This is a genomic window from Bartonella tribocorum CIP 105476 (genome assembly GCF_000196435.1).
GTDB classification, from domain to species: domain Bacteria; phylum Pseudomonadota; class Alphaproteobacteria; order Rhizobiales; family Rhizobiaceae; genus Bartonella; species Bartonella tribocorum.
The window spans coordinates 1,044,567-1,063,410 of the sequence record NC_010161.1 but is presented as its reverse complement, the minus strand read 5'-3'; the positions used below and the strand labels follow the sequence as shown (position 1 = coordinate 1,063,410).

Here is an 18,844-nt window from a genome sequence, read left to right as displayed (position 1 = left end):
GTATAAGAAAGGATTTAAAAATGGCTCTTATGAACCGTCTTAATGCAAGATCTGTCGCAACATTGGGGGCTGGCAAATATAATGATGGTGCCGGCTTGTTACTTCACAAGCGTAAAGATGGAGGTGCTCAATGGATTTACCGTTATACCATTCATGGTCGGCGCCGCGAAATGGGATTGGGTGCGTTGCGAAACGTTTCTTTAAAAAAAGCCCGTGAATTAGCAAATCAATGGCGTTCTGTTTTGCATGAGGGTCGTGACCCCATTAAAGAACGTGAGAAACAAAAGCGTGAGGCAATAAGCAATCTCCATTATTTAAAAGACATTGCTTTAGATGCTTTTGAAAGTCGGAAATCTGAATTAAAAAATGATGGTAAGAATGGAAGTTGGTTTTTACCATTACGCCTTCATATTCTCCCCAAATTAGGCTGTCTGCCCGTTTCTGAGATTACCCAAACAGAGATACGCAATACACTTGCCCCTATTTGGCATACAAAAGCTGGAACTGCTTATAGAGCTCTTAATCGTCTTCATCTTTGTCTCAAACATGCGGCTGCCTTAGGGTTGGATGTTGATTTACAGGCAACCGAAAAAGCACGCGCTCTCTTAGGTAAACAACGCCATAAAATAAAAAACTTACCTGCAATGGATTGGAGAGATGTGCCCGCTTTTTATAAAACACTTTGTCAAAAAATAACTATGACACAATTGGCTTTGCGTTTGCTTATTCTGACAGGCGTTCGCACAAATCCTTTACGTCATATTCGTGAAGATCAGATTGAAGATGATATCTGGACTATTCCTGCCGAAAATATGAAAGGAAAGCGTGATGCTACAACAGAATTTCGTGTGCCTTTATCATCTGAAGCATTAGAAATTTTAAAACAAGCGCGCTTGCTTTCTCGTAATGATTTCTTTTTTTCTGCTAAAGGTCGCGGTCCCCTTGCTGAGAAGTGTATGTATCTTTACATGAGAAAAAATAAAATTGAAGCCTGCCCCCATGGTTTTCGCTCTAGTTTACGCGATTGGCTTGCTGAAACAACCGATGCCCCCTATGAGGTCGCTGAAACTATTCTAAGTCATACGGTCGGAGGACAAGTAGAGCGTGCCTATCGTCGTACTGACTATCTAGAACAGCGCCGTGTCTATATGGATAAATGGGCGGCTTATGTCACTGGTCAATCTTAGAATATGGGGTGCATAACCCCATGATCTGTGGATAACTTTCTCTCTCTTCTCTCTCATTCTTTCTCAATAAGACTCATAATTTATCACATCAGAAATTGTATGATAAAATATTGTTTTCTATAAATAAAATACCTTCAAAAATGAACCAAAATGTGCTTAATAAATAGGCATGATTTGGTTCTATTTTTTATTATGAAAGGATTTTAGAATGACAGAAAATGATATTCTTTTAACAGACCGTGAAAGTGCAAAATTGCTTCATATGAGTGTCTCAACTTTTCGCCGTCATGTTACCAATGGCTCTCTCCCAAAACCTTTAAAATTTGGTTTTTTATCCCGTTGGTTACAATCGGATCTCTTGAATGTAATCGAACAAGCGAAACAGCAACGTTATAACGACGTGGCATAAAAAAACCTTGTCACGTAAGGACGGACAAGGCTTTCTCAAACTCATCACCTTAGAGCTAGCACAATCCGTCCTGTGACGCAACGTTATAGGATTTAAAATGATGTGTTCTTTTAAGAATGCGCGGGGTATTACACATGCCTTGTGTGGAGGTTGGCATGGGCGTTATGGACTTGCTCATTGCCCTGCTCATGATGATAGGCTGTTATCCCTTAATAAATTGGCTTACCTTATAAATTACGCTCACTAACATCTTTAAGAAGTTCTAAAACATTAAGAGAAAATCGGCTATACAAAAAACTCAAATGTCAATAACAATCCCCTGCTCTGTTTTTTCGATTAAAGCACTAAGCTTTCCTTCTATTTACAGTTTCTATTCAATATGGAGTGAAGCAAAACCATTTTTGTTAGCTTATTCTAACAATCCAAGTTTTTGATTTTCTGTATCTTGTCCATCAGGAGAAATCCGTAAGTATGCATAAAATTGTGTCACGTGCAATAAAGAACGTCAATTAAGTGTATACATTAGTATCAGAAAAAACGATAATTTTCTTTTATACAAAAAATCAAAATGATCAAAGATAAAAACAGATATTTTATTTAATTTCAACAACAAATTGAAAAATTCATAGGAAATTTGATTGATCAGATCTAACCATTAGATTAGTATTTTAAGACAGATTACAGAAAGGAATTTCCTATGCAAAAGAAATTACCCAAAAGTTATATGACTGATGCTGAACGTGAGGAGTTACGAGCAGGTGGTCTCCCTCAAAACAGTATCTATATGGTCGAGGCAGAAGCAGCTTCTAAGGCGAATGATAGCAAAACAACGTGGGAGTGGTTAGCAATGGCTGAATATCCAGCACATGCACTTTTACATCTTAGACATCAACGTGGAGCACAATTTATTCGTGATATGGGCTTTTCTACAAAGAATGCTGATGAGGAATATGGTCCAGACTGGTTAGATAAAGGGGTTGTAATAGGAGGTCATCATTTCTGATAAATTAGAAAAGCTTTTTTTACAACAAAGTGTACTAGTACAAGACCTTGAAAAGACATTAGTATCTCAAAAATTACACAATGTACGAAATAATTTGTGTGATCATATTCGTGATGTTGGTAAAAATGGTGATTTACCATTGCTTATTGATACGGAAAGTGACTTTATAAAGGATGATTTGCTTCGGTATGCTAATAGTAAAGCTATGGTTAGTAGCCTTGAAACAGCATTAATTGAAATAGGTGTTGTTAAGGATCACATAAAACTAGTTTCCAATCCTGAGAAATATGATGCGATAAATAGGGGACATAGTCTATCAAAGCACCGAAAAGGCGGATTGCCTTATGATGAAGCACGGAAAGCGATGGCATCCCATTATACACGACTAGGAAATCTGGACAAAGCGCGTTTAACATCTATTGAAAAATCGATTATTGATGTGCGAAGAGAAAATATCAAGGCAATGCAAAAACTCTACGAAAAAATGCAAGCCAAAGCTATTGGTATAGATTTCTAACTCAATAAAGTACTTATAACAAAGGTTTTTACACATCTTTAAAAATAATGGTTAAATGAAAATCTCTCGTTTATATAGCTTTTTTGAAGGGCAAAACTACCAAACGAAATATTTCTACTGGATATTAGTCATGCTATTTCTTTCTTCATAAAATCAAAAAAATCTTTATTTCTCATTTTCTTAGTTCTGTTTGTATTCTTCATAGCAATATTTAGCTAAGTCTAAAGTCATTTTTGTATATACCAAATTCGTATTCGAAATGTAATTATGGATCACTTAAATTAATTGAAAACATACTCATTATTGTTTGAAATACATTTTCATCACTAACAGAAAAACTAAAAAGTTTTCTTTCATTGTGTAAATCTGAAATGATTACTGTTATTTTTTTCCTTTAATAAAAAATCATAATGGAGGGCTCACTCAGAAAGTTTACAATCGCATCTTTTAAAAATGCCTAAGACCATAGCAAGCCTTGCGTTGATTTTTGAACTTCTTGACGGTGGTCGTTTAGAAATTGGACCCTATGCCATCACAACAGCCTTGCGTTGGACAAGTTATCTATTAAGTCATGTCAAAAGGCTCTATGCGGCGGCGGATAGCTTAGCAACAGAGGGGGCAAAATTAATTGTCGAACGTTGTGATTGTTTACCCGATGTTTTTACAACAAGGGATATTTATAAACGTGATTGGAAATGTTTCAAAGATAATGGAGCCGTTAAGCAAGCTTTAGAGCTTTTATGCCGTTGTAACTATATTCGTGAAATCTCTGGAGACAAGAGCTCACAAGGCGGTCGCCCTACCATACGCTATGAATGGAATCCCTTAGTGACAAGCCATAAAACATCACACTGAGGCAATTTGGAAATCTTATAGAACATTAACAATATAACAGTGAACTCTTCAAAGCACTCCCCATTATGAGTTTTGGGGGGGCTTTTTGTACGTATTATTTTATTTTTTTAAACAAAAACAAAAGTTATTATATTTCAATATGTTAATGTTTTAAAGAAACAACCTATATTAAATACAATCAGTAAATACAATCTATGATATATATAAAAAGGGGTTTTGTAGGGGTTTTGGGGGTTTTAAGAACAGACAAAACCTATCAAAATACTCATTCTGATATTTTAAAGCCCATAGCGCATTTGTCTTGATTAACCCGTGAAACGAATAGCAAATTTTACTACTTTGCTGATCTTATTCCATGTCATAAGCTGTGGATAAACAACCTTTAAAAAACCATTTTGAAAAAAAATTATCCGTTTTTATGCATTTTTCTGCATTTTTTCTCAATTCGTTCAAAATAGATTTAATAAGCTTCATTTTGATTCTTTTGAAAAGAATTAACCCTCTCATACCAAAACGGAGCTCTGTTATAATATGCTGCAATCTCTTAACTCTGATCATGAACACGTCACTTTACGCTCCCTTTTACAATCCTATCGTGAACAGGCAACATCAAATGCTCTACGGGGGAAAGTGTTTGAAGATTTTGTGACAAAATATCTTATGCATGACCCTCTCCATTATGGGCGATATGAAAAAGTTGAGAGCTATTATGAATGGGCGAAAGAACGTGAAGATTGGAATAAAAATGATATCGGCATTGATCTGGTTGCCAAGCTTCGTCATCAAGAGGGCTATGTCGCTATTCAATGTAAGTTTTATCAAGCAGATCATCAGATCAGTAAAAAGGATATTGATAGCTTTATCGCGGCATCTGGAAAAGACATCTTTAAATATCGTCTTCTCGTTGACAGCACGGAAGTGGAATTAAGTGACAATGTGAATGCCATGATTAAAGGACAAGCGATACCCATTTATCGCATTGACCTTCGTCATATGGAAAACAGTCGGATAGATTGGCAAATATTTGCAACAAAAAAAGAAGTGGTTCTGAAATCAACAAAAAAGCCTCGTCCCCATCAAGAAGAAGCCATCAAGAAAGTCTGTGAAGGTTTAAAAGAAGCAGACCGTGGCAAGCTGATCATGGCATGTGGTACGGGGAAGACTTTCACCAGTTTGAAGATAGCAGAAACCCTTGCTGGGAAAGGCAAGCGTGTTTTGTTTTTGGTTCCTTCTCTGGCTTTAGTCTCGCAAACAATCCGTGAATGGACAGCCGATGCACAAATCTCGTTGCGTTCCTTTGCGGTGTGTTCGGATACGAAAGTAGGCAAGCGTCGTAAAAACCAAGAGGATATCGTTGGCATGGAAACATCAGATCTTGTTCTCCCTGCTACCACAGATGCACAAGCCCTTGCCAAAGAAGCTTGCGAAAACCTAGCCGATGCAATGACCGTGGTCTTTTCAACTTACCATTCTATCCAAGTGATTTCGGATGCGCAAAAGGATCATGGTTTACCCGAATTTGATCTGATCATTTGCGATGAAGCGCATAGAACCACTGGGGCTTCATTGGGAAATGAAGACAATGAATCCGAATTTATCAAGGTTCACGATAACAGCATTATTCGAGGCAAGAAACGTTTGTATATGACAGCAACGCCTCGTATCTTTAGTGACACTGCCAAAAGGCGCGCTGATGAGATTAATGCCGTTCTCGCATCTATGGATGACGAAACGCTTTTTGGAAAACAACTCCATCATTATACCTTCGCGGAAGCTGTCGATAATGAACTTTTAACTCCTTACAAGATTGTGGTCTTGGGTATTAATGAAACCTATATCACACCAGCCATACAGGAGATTATTGCCAATGAAAACCGTGAAATTGATTTAGATGATGCGGCAAAAATTATTGGCTGTTATAGAGCACTGACTAAAATAGATAAGCAAGCAGCTATCGATGATGATGATACAGAGCCCATGCAATGTGCTTTAGCTTTTTGCAAAGATATCAACACCTCTCAATATATTACAAAGCTCTTCAATAAAATTATCAAATCTCATATTGATGATTTCCTTCAAACCGTTCCTTTTTTGAACTGTGAAGTAAGACATATCGACGGAACGCAAAGCGTCAAAAAACGCAATGAGGAATTGGATTGGCTTAAAGAAGATACGGGTCAAAACGTTTGTCGGATTTTAAGCAATGTTCGGTGTCTGTCTGAAGGGATTGATGTCCCTGCTCTTGATGCCATCATGTTTTTACACCCGCGCAATAGCCAAGTGGATGTGATACAGGCGGTGGGGCGTGTGATGCGTCGTGCTCCAAATAAGAAAACGGGCTATATCATTTTACCTATTATCATTCCTTCACACTTAGAAGCCAAAAAGGCTTTAAAAAACAATAAGAGATACCGTGTTGTTTGGCAAGTTTTGGATGCTTTACATTCTCATGATGAGAGACTTGCACGGACGATTAATCAAATGTCTTTAGGACAAGATAGCAGCCATACGATTGAGATTATAGAAATTAAGCGTGCCAATGAATTAAAAGAGCTTACCACAACGGTTGATGAGATCTCGATACCATCAAAAACAGAAAGTTCTGGGCATACCATTGGAACAGCAGAAAGAAAATCTCAACCGGTATCTGGAGGACAAGGAGACTTATTCCGCCGTTCTGAATTTTTTGATTTTGTCAAAGCCATTTTTCTGGATAGTTTTAAAATCACGGATTATTGGGGCATATGGGCGAACAATGTTGCTGAGATTGCTCAAAACCATATCAATCATCTTAAAGATATGATTTCCGATGAAAAGAGTGAAGCCTTTCATGCTTTTGATGCCTTTCATAAGGAATTAAAGAACAACGTCAACAGTGAAATCAAAAAAGAGGAAGCGATTGAGATGTTAGCCCAACATCTTGTCACGCGTCCCGTGTTTGAAGCTTTATTTGACGGTAATGAATTTGTACAGAACAATGCCATTTCGCAAGCTATGGATAAGATCTTAACGGAACTGGATAAAACCAATATCGAAGAGAAAACGAAAGATCTTGATAAATTTTACAAAAGTGTCACGTTCTGTACAGCAGGCATTACGGAAACTCATGCAAAACAGAATCTTATTATCAAACTTTATGAAAGCTTTTTTGCCAAGGCATTTAAAAAAACCACGGATAAGCTTGGAATTGTTTATACGCCCGTTAAGGTTGTTGATTTTATCATTCATTCTGTTGATGATGTATTGCGGAATGAATTTGGAAAAAGCCTTGGTTCACGGGGTGTCTCTATTCTTGACCCTTTTACAGGTACAGGAACCTTTATCACAAGGCTATTACAATCAGATCTTATCAAACCAGAGGATATGGAATATAAGTTCCGTCATGATATCCATGCCAATGAGATTGTTTTGCTTGCCTATTACATAGCAGCCATTAACATTGAATCGACTTATCATAGTCTTATGAAAGGTGAGTATATCCCTTTCAAGCATATTGGTTTGACTGATACATTTCGGATGCTTGAAGAGAAAAATCTGCTACAGGAATTGTTTAAAGAAAACAGTGAATATTTGGAACTTCAGAAAAATCTAAATATTAAAGTTATCTTTGGTAACCCCCCTTATTCCGTAGGACAAAAAAATGAAAATGATAATGCAAAGAATACTCCCTATCCCATATTAAATAAACGTATCGGTGAAACTTACGCCGCTCAATCTAGAGCAACTAGTACGCAAAAGTTATATGACAGTTATATTCGTGCTATACGCTGGGCAAGCGACCGTATTGAGAATGCTGGGGTAATCGGCTTTGTTTCTGGCTCTGGTTATATAGAAAAGTCGACAATGGCTGGCTTACGAAAATCTTTAGCCAAAGAATTTACAAGTATTTATGTGCTTAATTTACGAGGGGATATACGTAAAAATATGTTAAGCAATGGAACTGCTCAAGAAGGAGAAAATATTTTTTGCAATGGAAGTATGACCGGTATTGCTGTGACACTATTTATCAAAAATCCTAGTGTTTCTGGAGATTGTAAAATTTACTATCATGACATTGGAGATAATCTTTCTACTACAAAAAAACTTAAGATAATCAAGTTCTTTGGTAGTATTGATGGCATTACGCGTAAACAAAAATGGCAAACAATTACGCCGGATGAACATGGTGATTGGATTCATCAACGTGATGAAAATTTCAAAGCGTTCTTAGCTCTAGGTGTTAAAAAAGGTCATGGTAAAAAACTTTTTGAAAATTTTTCTCTTGGAGTTTCAACCAATCGTGATGCTTGGGCGTACAATTCAAGCCGTAAAGTTTTAGCAAAAAATATGACTAATACGATTGCTTTCTATAATAGTGAAGTAGAACGTTTTAATAATGCTTATGGGCATGTTGATAGCAGGATACGTAAAAATGCTGTAGACAATTTTGTTAACGTTGATGCTAAAAAAATCAGTTGGAGTAGTAGTCTAAAAGAAGAGTTTGTAAGAGGAAAAGTTTCCGAATTTGAAAGTAATTGTTCAGTTCAAAGTCTTTATCGTCCCTTTACAAAGCAATGGCTCTATTACAATCGTATTTTTAATGAAAGAACTTACCAAATGCCGCGTATATTTCCGATGGGGCAAGTAGTCGAAAATAAGGTAATACAAGTTACAGGTATAGGCGCAAGAAGTGGTTTTTCTGTTTTGATGGCTAAAAGTATACCTAATCTTACTACAATAGAGAGTGGTCAATGTTTTCCACGTTATATTTACGAAGACACTTCGGTTTCAAAAAGTAAAAGTGAAAACCAATCCCATTTATTTACAGAAGCAAACACAACAGCTGGTTTACAGAAGCGTGATGCCATTACTGATGAAGGATTAGCACATTTTAAAGCCGCTTATCCTAATGAGACTATCACTAAAGATGATCTATTCTATTATGTTTACGGTTTACTTCATTCAAAAGATTATCGCTCTCGTTATGCTGATAACCTCTCTAAAGAATTACCTCGTATCCCTTGTGTAAAGAATGCTGATGATTTTTGGAAATTTGTAACAGCAGGGCGTAAATTGGGTCATCTGCACGTGAATTATGAAGATGTAGAGCCTTATCCAGTGACCTTTAAAAAGGGCAATCCAAAACAAACAGAGATCTCTAATCCCGAAAAATTCTATTATGTAACTGAAATGAAATTCGCAAAAGCAGGTAAAGAGAAAGATAAAACCACTGTTATTTATAATAGCAATATCACAATAACAGATATCCCTCTTGAAGCTTATAAGTATATCGTCAATGGTAAACCCGCTCTTGAATGGGTTATGGGACGTCAATGTGTAAAGACTGATAAAAAGAGTGGTATTGTTAATGATGCCAATCGCTATGCTGTTGAAACCGTTGGCAACCCTGCCTACCCTCTAGAGTTATTTCAAAAGGTTATTACCGTAAGTTTAGAAACAATGAAAATCGTAAAAAACTTACCAAATTTGGTATTAAGAGAAACTGAATAACTTATAAAGCATGCTCACATAATGGGTATGATAAACGCATAAGGGGTATAGAGCTTATAACCATAATCTATACCCCCTTTATAAATTGCTTACATCTAATCTTTAAAAGGAGTGTTTATATGCGTTATTCTAAAAAGAAATCATTTGCACTTTTAGATACTCTACTTTGGATTGCTTTAAGACTTTTAAGAAACCCCATCTTAAATAAAATTAGATTTTTTTACATTGCCTTTAAGAGATTATACCGTAATCTAAAATGAGTGCTTTATTGTTTTCAAAAGCTTTGTTTAAAGAGAGTTATGTATATTCATTTTCTTATATTACTTATAGGTTTTGAAGGTGTAAAAACCGTCAAAACCCCCTCAAAACGTATATTATTGGTTGAATTTAGAGGTTGTATTATCAATATGAGTTGTTTTTTTAAGGTCTATAAAATATTAATCCATTGAAATATAATGTTTTTATTTTTATCGTTTTTTTACATAATAGCAGCAACCCTCAAAACTCAAAACCCCGTCAAAACTCATAACCTAATGATCTTGATAGCATCTCTTATGAGTTACAAGCTATCTTTTGAAAGGTTTTAAAAGGTCATACACTTTTCATAAGACACGTTTTAATGACTTACTAAAATAATCTAATTTGTCGGTTCAATTTACTGACACATAACTGACAGGTTTTAATCAATTCACATCATGGGTTATCTTTAAAGATTGTACTCTTGATATGAGTTATGTTTTAAAGATATTAACATATTGATATATAATGTTTTTAATTTTTCTCATTTAAAAAAATAATAGAGGGTCTAAAAAGAACTGACAAAACTGACACAACTGACAAAAGCCTATTAAAAGGGATTTTTCTAATCTCTATAATTATCAATCTCTCTTTAGATATTTTCATAACAGTCTATAAATCGCAATTATCCTATTTATTGTTTCTCTTATGAAAATGAAAAATGATGCGATGGCTATAAAACAGATAACAGTTATAAAGAAGGTTTTACAATCATAATGCAAATGAAATCATTGATTATAAAGACGGTCCCTATAAAAAGCTGTTAAGTTGCAAATGCGTTATAAAAGAAATTCACAAAAAAATTAAAATTCATTTAGTGAAAAAATTGATAGGTTATAAAGATAAAAATACGCATTATAAGAGCGTTTCTAAATATTATAAATGTATAGATTCAAAACATAACTCAATCATTTCAGAAAGCCCATAATATAGCTTTAAAAGCACATAAATATAAAAGAAGCAATTCAGAAGCATAAGATATTATCAATACACAACGTATCTAAAAAAATACAAAAAAATATCAAAAAAGATAGAATATTATTTGACAATAAATACGTATTTTGTTATATAAATAATCAAGTGATCAAAACACTTAAACATCAAGCGGGTAGGTTACGAAACAACCTTTCCCATTTCTTAAAATACTGGCTTTCTTTTATGCTAACATTAGCATATAACGATTATGTCGGGTGTGGTTACACCATACAATACTCTTTATGAGAAAAGTGTAACGACGGACTTGATGCCGTGTTTTGAACGCCCGACACCCTTATAGGGTGTCAATTTCAAAACAATATTAACATCAAGGCTTTAATTATGAAAAATATATCAAAAATTACCCCCGTTAATAAGAAAAAAACATCTAAAAAATATGAGTTTACTGGCGAAATGGATTTTGTGACTGGTCTCATATTATACCGTATACGTGCTTTAAGAGATTTTGGTGATGTCAAAGCGGGCGATCTTGGGGGGTATATTGAAAACGAAAGTAACTTATCTCACAAAGGCAATTGCTGGGTGTATGACAAAGCGCGCGTCTTTCAAAATGCAAGGGTTTCAGGCAATGCTAAAGTAAAAAGCTTTTTTGTTGATGTTTGTGGTAATGCAAGAATTTATGGTAATGCTATTTTTGAAGGCATGTTATTAAAGGACAATGCAAAGCTTTATGGCAATGCTCATGTTAGCAATGCCGTTGTAATTGAAGGTAATGCTAAAATTTATGATAACGCCCGCGTCACTAATCATGCTCATATTTGTGATGATGCCGTTATTTGTGATGATGCTCATGTCGGGGGCAATGCTAAAATAAGCGGCGCTGCTCATATTTGTGATGGCTCGCGTGTTTTTGATGATGCTGTGGTTTGTGGGGCTCTTATCTCTGGCGATTCTTATGTTCATAGCGCTGCCTCTTTAACTGCTGATGATCATATTTGGGATGAGGCATATCCAGAATTTGGAAGTGAAGATGATTATTACCGTCATGAGTATTATGCTGATTGTGAATGGTATTATGACGATGATAGCGAATATGAAAATGATGCTGCGTAAATAACGCGCGGGCGCGGCGGGGGCGCCCCTTTTAAACAACTCATTCTAAAATTTATCAAATATAAACTTAGGGAGTTACCTATGTCCACTATAACTGTATCTAAAAAATATGAATTGACTAATGAAAATCATACTTTTGAAGGGATTACTGTACACCGCATTCGTGCTTTAAGAGATTTTGATGATGTTAAGGCGGGGGCATTAGGTGGTTTTATTGAAAATGAAAGCAATCTCTCTCATGATGGGAATTGCTGGGTTTACGATAATGCTACCGTTTTTTGCAATGCCGTCGTTTCTGAAAATGCAAAAATACATCATGATGCCATTATTGCTAGGGAAGCTAAAGTTTATGGGAATGCTGTGGTTTGTGATAAGGCATGGGTATTCGGTCATGATGCTAGCATTTATGACAATGCAAAAATTAGTAACAATGCTAGGATCTGTGGTCTAGTTTATGGCAATGCCATGGTTTGTGATAATGCTAATGTTTCTCCTAGTGCACATATTTATGATAATGCCCGTGTATATGAAAATGCTCATGTGAGTGGCTTTGTTTATGGGAATTCCCATGTTTATGGTAAATCACGCATTTATGGGGGGGCGTGTATTTATGGCAATGCCCATGTCTTTTGTAATGCTTGGATTAAGAGTTTTGCAAGTATTTTTGATGATGCAAAGGTTTCTGGCTCGGCTCGGGTGGGGTCCTTTGCAAGAATTTATGAAAATGCAAAGGTCTATGGTAAATCCAATATTGATCATGATGTACAAATCTATGGTAATGCCGTGGTTAATAGCCGTGAAAAAATTACGAATGATATTTGTGATGATAATCAGTCTAGAAAAGACGCTGCGTAAATAACGTGCGGGCGCGGCGGGGGCGCCCCTCTTTAAACATTTCATTTTAAAATTTAATCTTCTTTATAAAGGAATAGTGTTATGCAAAAAAAGTTTGCACTCACAAATGAAACGCGTGTATTTGGTAATCATACCCTTTATCGTATCCAAGCATTAAAAGACTTTTCTTATGTTAAAGCTGGTGCCTTGGGGGGCTTTATCGAAAAGGAAGATAACCTCTCTCATGATGGCAATTGCTGGGTTTATGATGATGCTCTTGTGTTTAAAAATGGTCACGTTTATGAAAACGCAAGGGTTTTTGGCAAGGCTGTCGCTTGTGGTCATATCTATGGTCATGCCCGCGTTTATGATAATGCTATCGCTGCTGGCTATATTTATGATAATGCGCATGTTTATGGCAATGCTGTTGTTTCTGATAATTCCCGTGTTTATGGCAATGCTCATGTGTATGGCAAGGCTATTATCTATGATAATGCCTATATTTATGACAATGCTAGGGTTTATGAAAACGCGCGTATAGCAAATGACGTGCATATTTATGAAAATGCTCATATCCATGGCATTGCTGTTATTCGTGAAAATGTCGGCGGCTCTACTAAAATAAAAACCTATACTGAACGTCTCTCTCCTTATGGCGAGTTAGAAATTGTCTGGGTTTAATCAATAAAGCAGCGGCGGGCGTTGTGGGGGCGCCTGCTTTCCAATCCAATTTTCCATTTCAAATTTTAGAAAACGTTTATCACATTAGATTGTGAGGGTACTCCTATGTGCAAAAAATACGAATTAACCAGCGAAATCAAAAAAATCAAACATGCTCTTACGCGAAATATTACAAGCCTTTATCGCATTCGGGCTTTAAGAGATTTTGATGATATAAAAGCGGGTGCTTTAGGTGGTTTTATCGAAAAGGAAGTTAACCTATCCCATGATGGTAACTGCTGGGTCTATGATGATGCTTGTATCTATGGTCATGCCCGTGTTTATGATGATGCAAAAATACGGCATTATTCGCAAGTCTGTGGTCTAGTTTATGGCAATGCCGAGGTCTATAGCAAGGCTTTTATCTCTCAATATGCAAAGATTTATGATCAGGCTTGTGTTTATGGGAGTGCTCATGTGTATGGCAATGTTTATGGCAATGCTCATGTGAGTGGTGCTGCCCGCGTTCTTGCTGATGCTCATATTTATGACCATGCCCATGTTTCTTATGATGCTACGGTTTTTAGTTATGCCCGCGTCTATGGTCATGCTAGGGTTTGTGGCTCTGCTTGTATTTATAGCCATGCGAAAATTTATAATTATGCTGTGATTAATGGTCGTGCAAAGATTTATGGCAAGGTCTATGGCAATGCGCGCGTGGGGGGCTCTTGTGAGGTTTATGGCTCTGTCTATGGCAATGCAAAAATCTTACATTGTGCAACGATCTGGGGGCGTGCTTATGGCAATGCAACAATCAATACAAAAAGCAAAGCAAAGTTAGTTCCCAAAAATTGTGAGGTTTATCAAAGCGATAATGTCGTTAAGATTATTGATAAAACAGAATAAAAATAGGCATGGGGGTGCCTTCTTTATGGCTATAAACCCATCATAAAAGAGAGAATTCAAAAAGAAAGCCGTGCCAAATGATATGACGCGGCTTTCAAATGTCTACCCTTATGAATCATTCCAAATGGAGTAATGAATTCATATATACAAAACGTATTATATTACAAGCGCTCTATTGAGATATGAAAACTTATCAAAAGGAATGTAAATAATGCGTATGATCTTTAATCACTCTTTTGAATGAGAGAGCCTATAAACGCTTTTTGTTAATCTCAAACGTATCAATCATAACACCCTCCTTTGTGAGGTGGTCATTTAAAACAAAGCCCATGATCACAATGCTTCTTTTAAAACGTTTCAATATACTAAGCTCAAAATCGAGCTGAGTGAATTCAAATAACACATTATCTAAAATCAAAACCTATCAAACAAATCAAAACGTTTGGTAGCTTTATCAATTCAATCAAAAGAAAATGCATCTTAAATGAATGTCTTATAAAAACGTTCTTTTTACATTTGCAAACGCTGGTTTTTAAAACAAGCTCTCATAAGATAAATAAACAACCGCTTTTATCAAATGGAAGGTTTTAAAAATTATTATAAACATCCGTTTCAAACGTTTAAACATTCATTTAGAAAGGCTTTCATAATAAGCGTATTTTAAACAAAGCTTCTTTGCAAATTAATCGCTCTATTTGGCTAGCAAAATTAAGTAAATCCTGTGCCTTATGATGTTACAACGGTTTTGAATTTTACTTGCTTATCTTTGTCTAAAATAGATGCCCTCAAATTTGAGGAGATCTCATTTGGTTTCATATTTTAAAACGATAACTTTTAAAACGTTTTTTATACCATGTCTAAGGTATATAGTATTCTACTTCTATGGCATTATGCGCCTCCATTTTTTTATGGAAGCGAACAGTTCCGTTCTTCAAAACTAGCTATGCACTATATTCATTAAAAGGCTTTTCATTTCATAAGATATAACATTGTGATTTTCATTACCTTTATTTCTACCCCGGTAAAAAAATACCGTGGTTATAAAATCAATCGTGTCTTTAAATCCTTTATGCAATTATGCAATCTTTAAAATGTTCGGTGTTATGACGATGCTGTTATAACAACTCTCTATTTTGCGCTCGCCAATTTTGGCGAACGTTAATTTACTCTTTTATGTGATTAACAATCCAATCTTTAAAATAAGATATAATCTTTAAACGTGTGTTATCGACAATTCTAAACGACTAAATTTTAAACAATGTGATTTGTGCTGTGATAAAAACGTATCATAAGATTTATAAACTGTTATGAGTGATAACTGCTTTTCATTTCATTTGAACGTTTATATGCGTTATAATATTTGCATCATGATTTGCTTTTTATGATCTATTCATACATGGCAATCTTATATAAAAAATAGTCAAATGAATCATGCATAAAAAGATGGATTCTTAAGTGGATTCATATAAAATAATTACAAACAAGCTATTGACTTCATTGTATTTTTTGATATTATATCGAATCTGCCTTTATTGAGATATTGAAGCGCTATTTTTGCAAGATGTGGATTAAACACCACAATGGAATGCCATTCTGTTTTGTCTATTTTCTTATTGGTAGCCTTATCTGTATAGCTTTCGGATGTTGCTATACGAAAATTGACCACCTCGGCGCCAGATGACATTGTTTTGCTTTCTGGATTTGCACCTAAATGACCAATTAAAATCACTTTATTAAGCATATTTGTAAGTTCCATTAAATGATATAAAGATCATAACATACTTTATGTGTTTTTACAATGTTTTCAATTGATAAAAAAGATATTTTCACATAAAAGATTAAGTTTTAAAAGCTGTTTTGATATTGCATTTTGATACGTTTTGTGTAATAAAAGGAATGTTCGTATACTTTCGAATAACAAAACAACATTCATGCATTGTAAAACAGAAGCCGTGTCAAGAAATTGGCACGGCTTTAATGCATTTAAATGGAATAAAGAAAACCAAACCCCAGCATAAAAGAAAGCCCCGTTACGTAAACACATAACAAGGCTTTCACGACTTTTCAATTTCTCAGGTCATACAATATGTAGTATATTATGTGGAAAATTACAAGCGTTAAGACACAAAAAAACCGCGTCAAATTAATTGACACGGCTTTGTTTTGTAGCGATTCTTAAAAAGTTTTTTAACCTAAGGAACGGTTAACATGCAACGTTATAATAACGTTGCAAATGAATGGTAACATGATCTATTTTAAGATGCAAATTGAGAAAAAATAAACTTGCGTTTATACACAAAATATGTGATTTATTAGTTAGTTTGTTTATAGCAAATTCCTTACTAATGAGATGTTTTGAAAATAAAAGCCGTATCAATTCATTTTGATACGGTTTTTATATATTAAGGCTTGTGTTTTTACACGTTTTGTGTAATATGTATTTAGTGTGATGTATATATTTCCTGTGAAAACAAAAGCCGCGTCTTTAAAGGACACGGCTTTCTTTTTTGCTATAAAGAAGCCCCCCGCCCCGTTATTTATGCTGTTTTATCTAAAATTTGTTCACTACCATCAGTATCATCACAAATTTTTTGATTGCCATTAATAACGGCATTGCCATAAATGTTTACATATGTATGATCAACCCACCCATCAGTACGAGGCTTTCTATAAACCGTTGCATTGCCATAAATACGTGCATTGCCAAAAACCTCACCATTCACACAAGCATCATCATAAATTTGTGCATTATCAGAAACAAAAGCGATAAAAAAGAGCTTTGCATTATTACAAACAACAGCATTGCCACTAACAGTGCCATTGACCATGGCGTTATCACAAATTTTTGCATTTTCAAAAACCCTAGCATTATGAAAAACCAATGCATTATCCAGAATAACAGCATTATCAGATACTTTTGCACTTCTGAAAACACGTGCATTATTGCGCACTTGCGCATTGTCAGAAACTACAGAATCTGTAGCGACCATGGCATCATCATAGACCCAGCAATTGCCATCATGACTTAAGTTTTTTTCCTTTTCGATAAAGCCCCCGAGATCCCCAGCCTTGACATCAGCAAAATCTCTTAAAGCACGTATGCGATAAAGCGTTATAGTCCTTTTAAGTTCTTTATCATTGCCTTTTATGCTTTCATCTGTGAGTTCATATTTTTTGGATACATTTTTAGTGGTCATAGGTAGCTCCCTAATCTAACATTTGAATAAATTTTTAATAAGAGGTTTAAAGAAGGCGCCCCCGCACCGCCGCTGTTTTTTTATGCTGCTTTTGCAACAGCGTTTGTTAAAACACGCTTGGCTTCTGTTGTAACCAATTTGTAATGATCAAGCTCTTTTTGTAAATCATTTACATACGATAAACGCGCTGCAATCATTCCCAAAACTTTACCAATTCCCTCAGGAGCCTTTAAACTTTCATAAGAAAACAAATCATGCTCCGTAGAAAATAAATCACGAGCTGTTGATTGGCTTTTTAATTCATAGAAAGCTTTGACAAGCGCCTTTTTAAATGCACGCACCGTGTCATTATTGCGCATATATGTCATAAGTAAAGTTGCTTGCGATTCATTAAGAATAGCAACTTCTCTTTTTTGTTTTCCACCCTTCGTTTTAAAGGGTAGCATTTCAAATGCGACCCTTCCAAATTCTTCAAAATCTTTAATATTTTTACGAACCAACTGTATAACTGTTTTATGCGTATTACCCACTCCCTCAGCAATTTTAAAAGAAGTTGTGACAGCAATACCATTATTGATTGTTACTAAATTGTTCATTTGAAATTCTTTCTTAACGTAATGAAGTTTTCAATTGACACCCTATAAGGGCGCCGGGCGTTGAAAACACGGCGTTAAGTCCGTCGTCACACTTTTCTCATAAAGAGTATTGTATGGTGCGACTACACCCGACATAATCGTTATATGCCAATGATAGCATAAAAGAAAGCCAGTATTTTAAGAAATGGGAGAAACCTTACGTGGTTTAACCGCTTAACGTTAAGTGTTTTCAGCACTTGCCGACCTTAATAAACGACCTTTTCTTTAAAGTCAATACGTATTTTTTATTTTTTTCACTTTTTTTCATTTTGATAAATACCTAATTGAATGCCAAGTGCTTTTTCTAGTTCACTGTCTATATCATCATAAGTTCTCACTGATTTCACTGTACGTTTTTTAATTTTCGCATTCACCTCATCTATCAATGCCTCACAACTCAAAACGCTTTTTGGTAAATCACCTCCGTATATCCATGCTTTCACTTGCGCTTTGGTACTGTAATCAACTTTGTTAGGCATCTCTTGATACTGCCCACCATCGAATTCCTCGTATTCTCTCATACCATCTTCGTATTCATAAAGGTTGTAAAAATACTCTGCCACCCCTAATCCCCATGGTGCATGCCCCACCGCCGTTGCAACAAATTTCTTTTGAATAGGCTGTTTACGTTTTTTTAAAAACATTTGGTTTAATATCCCCTTGCTTAAATCCATAACTTTACCAATGGGTTTATTTACCTCGAAATGGGCTGTACAGAAGCGTTTTTAATTTCAATGTGGTTTCTATCATAAAATCTTAAAATCGCTCTGTACAGTACCTTTTTATCGATTTAAACGCATATCTA

The 18,844-nt window shown here is 35.4% G+C and carries 13 protein-coding genes and 3 pseudogenes; 11 read left to right on the top strand and 5 right to left on the bottom strand.

The features are described 5' to 3' along the window. Window positions 1–20: 20 nt before the first annotated feature. The 3 genes from BTR_RS04820 to BTR_RS12875 all read left to right on the top strand — a co-directional run bounded on the left by BTR_RS04820 (window position 21) and on the right by BTR_RS12875 (window position 1,843). The gene (locus BTR_RS04820) at window positions 21–1,187 is read left to right on the top strand and encodes a tyrosine-type recombinase/integrase (RefSeq protein WP_012231627.1); all 1,167 of its coding nucleotides are present in this window, start codon (window positions 21–23) and stop codon (window positions 1,185–1,187) included. A gap of 208 nt (window positions 1,188–1,395) precedes the next feature. Continuing rightward, window positions 1,396–1,596 (top strand): helix-turn-helix transcriptional regulator, encoded by a 201-nt coding sequence (locus BTR_RS04815; protein WP_007347430.1) that lies wholly within the window; start codon window positions 1,396–1,398, stop codon window positions 1,594–1,596. Window positions 1,597–1,693: 97 nt separating this feature from the next. After that, window positions 1,694–1,843 carry a hypothetical protein gene (locus BTR_RS12875; protein WP_012231626.1) on the top strand — a complete coding sequence of 50 codons (150 nt, stop codon included), beginning with the start codon at window positions 1,694–1,696 and terminating at the stop codon, window positions 1,841–1,843. On the opposite strand, the pseudogene BTR_RS13405 reads toward BTR_RS12875, so the two are convergent. Beyond that, window positions 1,827–2,086, bottom strand: a pseudogene (locus BTR_RS13405) (recombinase family protein); the annotation flags it as partial. The gene BTR_RS12875 and the pseudogene BTR_RS13405 sit on opposite strands and share 17 nt — an antisense overlap. A 207-nt stretch (window positions 2,087–2,293) precedes the next feature. On the opposite strand from BTR_RS13405, the gene BTR_RS04810 reads away from it, so the two are divergent. The 8 genes and pseudogenes from BTR_RS04810 to BTR_RS04770 all read left to right on the top strand — a co-directional run bounded on the left by BTR_RS04810 (window position 2,294) and on the right by BTR_RS04770 (window position 14,207). Further along, on the top strand, window positions 2,294–2,599 hold the full coding sequence (locus tag BTR_RS04810; protein WP_012231625.1) for a hypothetical protein: 306 nt from the start codon (window positions 2,294–2,296) through the stop codon (window positions 2,597–2,599). 94 nt (window positions 2,600–2,693) lie between these two features. Beyond that, window positions 2,694–3,116 carry a hypothetical protein gene (locus BTR_RS04805; protein ID WP_012231624.1) on the top strand — a complete coding sequence of 141 codons (423 nt, stop codon included), beginning with the start codon at window positions 2,694–2,696 and terminating at the stop codon, window positions 3,114–3,116. 438 nt (window positions 3,117–3,554) lie between these two features. Continuing rightward, window positions 3,555–3,971, top strand: a pseudogene (locus BTR_RS04800) (DUF3987 domain-containing protein); the annotation flags it as partial. A gap of 531 nt (window positions 3,972–4,502) precedes the next feature. Next, complete coding sequence (locus BTR_RS04790; protein ID WP_012231622.1) at window positions 4,503–9,461, top strand: DEAD/DEAH box helicase; 4,959 nt, start codon at window positions 4,503–4,505, stop codon at window positions 9,459–9,461. A gap of 1,614 nt (window positions 9,462–11,075) precedes the next feature. Next, window positions 11,076–11,807, top strand: a complete 732-nt coding sequence (locus BTR_RS04785) for an LbetaH domain-containing protein (RefSeq protein ID WP_012231621.1) — start codon at window positions 11,076–11,078, stop codon at window positions 11,805–11,807. 81 nt (window positions 11,808–11,888) lie between these two features. Then, window positions 11,889–12,662 (top strand): hypothetical protein, encoded by a 774-nt coding sequence (locus BTR_RS04780; protein ID WP_012231620.1) that lies wholly within the window; start codon window positions 11,889–11,891, stop codon window positions 12,660–12,662. Window positions 12,663–12,743: 81 nt separating this feature from the next. Continuing rightward, window positions 12,744–13,322, top strand: a complete 579-nt coding sequence (locus tag BTR_RS04775; protein WP_012231619.1) for a hypothetical protein — start codon at window positions 12,744–12,746, stop codon at window positions 13,320–13,322. Window positions 13,323–13,427: 105 nt separating this feature from the next. Beyond that, the gene (locus tag BTR_RS04770) at window positions 13,428–14,207 is read left to right on the top strand and encodes a hypothetical protein (RefSeq protein ID WP_012231618.1); all 780 of its coding nucleotides are present in this window, start codon (window positions 13,428–13,430) and stop codon (window positions 14,205–14,207) included. 1,525 nt (window positions 14,208–15,732) lie between these two features. On the opposite strand, the pseudogene ssb reads toward BTR_RS04770, so the two are convergent. From ssb to BTR_RS04745, 4 genes and pseudogenes are all read right to left on the bottom strand, one after another. Next, a pseudogene (gene ssb, locus BTR_RS04765) lies at window positions 15,733–15,948 on the bottom strand (single-stranded DNA-binding protein); the annotation flags it as partial. A 796-nt stretch (window positions 15,949–16,744) separates the two neighbouring features. Then, window positions 16,745–17,404, bottom strand: coding sequence for an LbetaH domain-containing protein (locus BTR_RS04755; protein ID WP_012231616.1), 660 nt, complete (start codon window positions 17,402–17,404; stop codon window positions 16,745–16,747). An 80-nt stretch (window positions 17,405–17,484) separates the two neighbouring features. Further along, window positions 17,485–18,000, bottom strand: coding sequence for a Rha family transcriptional regulator (locus BTR_RS04750; RefSeq protein WP_012231615.1), 516 nt, complete (start codon window positions 17,998–18,000; stop codon window positions 17,485–17,487). Between the two features lie 293 nt (window positions 18,001–18,293). Continuing rightward, complete coding sequence (locus BTR_RS04745; RefSeq protein WP_012231614.1) at window positions 18,294–18,683, bottom strand: hypothetical protein; 390 nt, start codon at window positions 18,681–18,683, stop codon at window positions 18,294–18,296. Window positions 18,684–18,844 lie beyond the last annotated feature (161 nt).

Excerpts from the sequence above, each read along its gene's own strand:
- BTR_RS04820 (WP_012231627.1), top strand. The coding sequence starts at position 21 with ATGGCTCTTATGAACCGTCTTAATGCAAGATCTGTCGCAACATTGGGG.
- BTR_RS04815 (WP_007347430.1), top strand. The coding sequence starts at position 1,396 with ATGACAGAAAATGATATTCTTTTAACAGACCGTGAAAGTGCAAAATTG.
- BTR_RS12875 (WP_012231626.1), top strand. The coding sequence starts at position 1,694 with ATGATGTGTTCTTTTAAGAATGCGCGGGGTATTACACATGCCTTGTGT.
- BTR_RS04810 (WP_012231625.1), top strand. The coding sequence starts at position 2,294 with ATGCAAAAGAAATTACCCAAAAGTTATATGACTGATGCTGAACGTGAG.
- BTR_RS04790 (WP_012231622.1), top strand. The coding sequence starts at position 4,503 with ATGCTGCAATCTCTTAACTCTGATCATGAACACGTCACTTTACGCTCC.
- BTR_RS04785 (WP_012231621.1), top strand. The coding sequence starts at position 11,076 with ATGAAAAATATATCAAAAATTACCCCCGTTAATAAGAAAAAAACATCT.
- BTR_RS04780 (WP_012231620.1), top strand. The coding sequence starts at position 11,889 with ATGTCCACTATAACTGTATCTAAAAAATATGAATTGACTAATGAAAAT.
- BTR_RS04775 (WP_012231619.1), top strand. The coding sequence starts at position 12,744 with ATGCAAAAAAAGTTTGCACTCACAAATGAAACGCGTGTATTTGGTAAT.
- BTR_RS04770 (WP_012231618.1), top strand. The coding sequence starts at position 13,428 with ATGTGCAAAAAATACGAATTAACCAGCGAAATCAAAAAAATCAAACAT.
- BTR_RS04755 (WP_012231616.1), bottom strand. The coding sequence starts at position 17,404 with ATGACCACTAAAAATGTATCCAAAAAATATGAACTCACAGATGAAAGC.
- BTR_RS04750 (WP_012231615.1), bottom strand. The coding sequence starts at position 18,000 with ATGAACAATTTAGTAACAATCAATAATGGTATTGCTGTCACAACTTCT.
- BTR_RS04745 (WP_012231614.1), bottom strand. The coding sequence starts at position 18,683 with ATGTTTTTAAAAAAACGTAAACAGCCTATTCAAAAGAAATTTGTTGCA.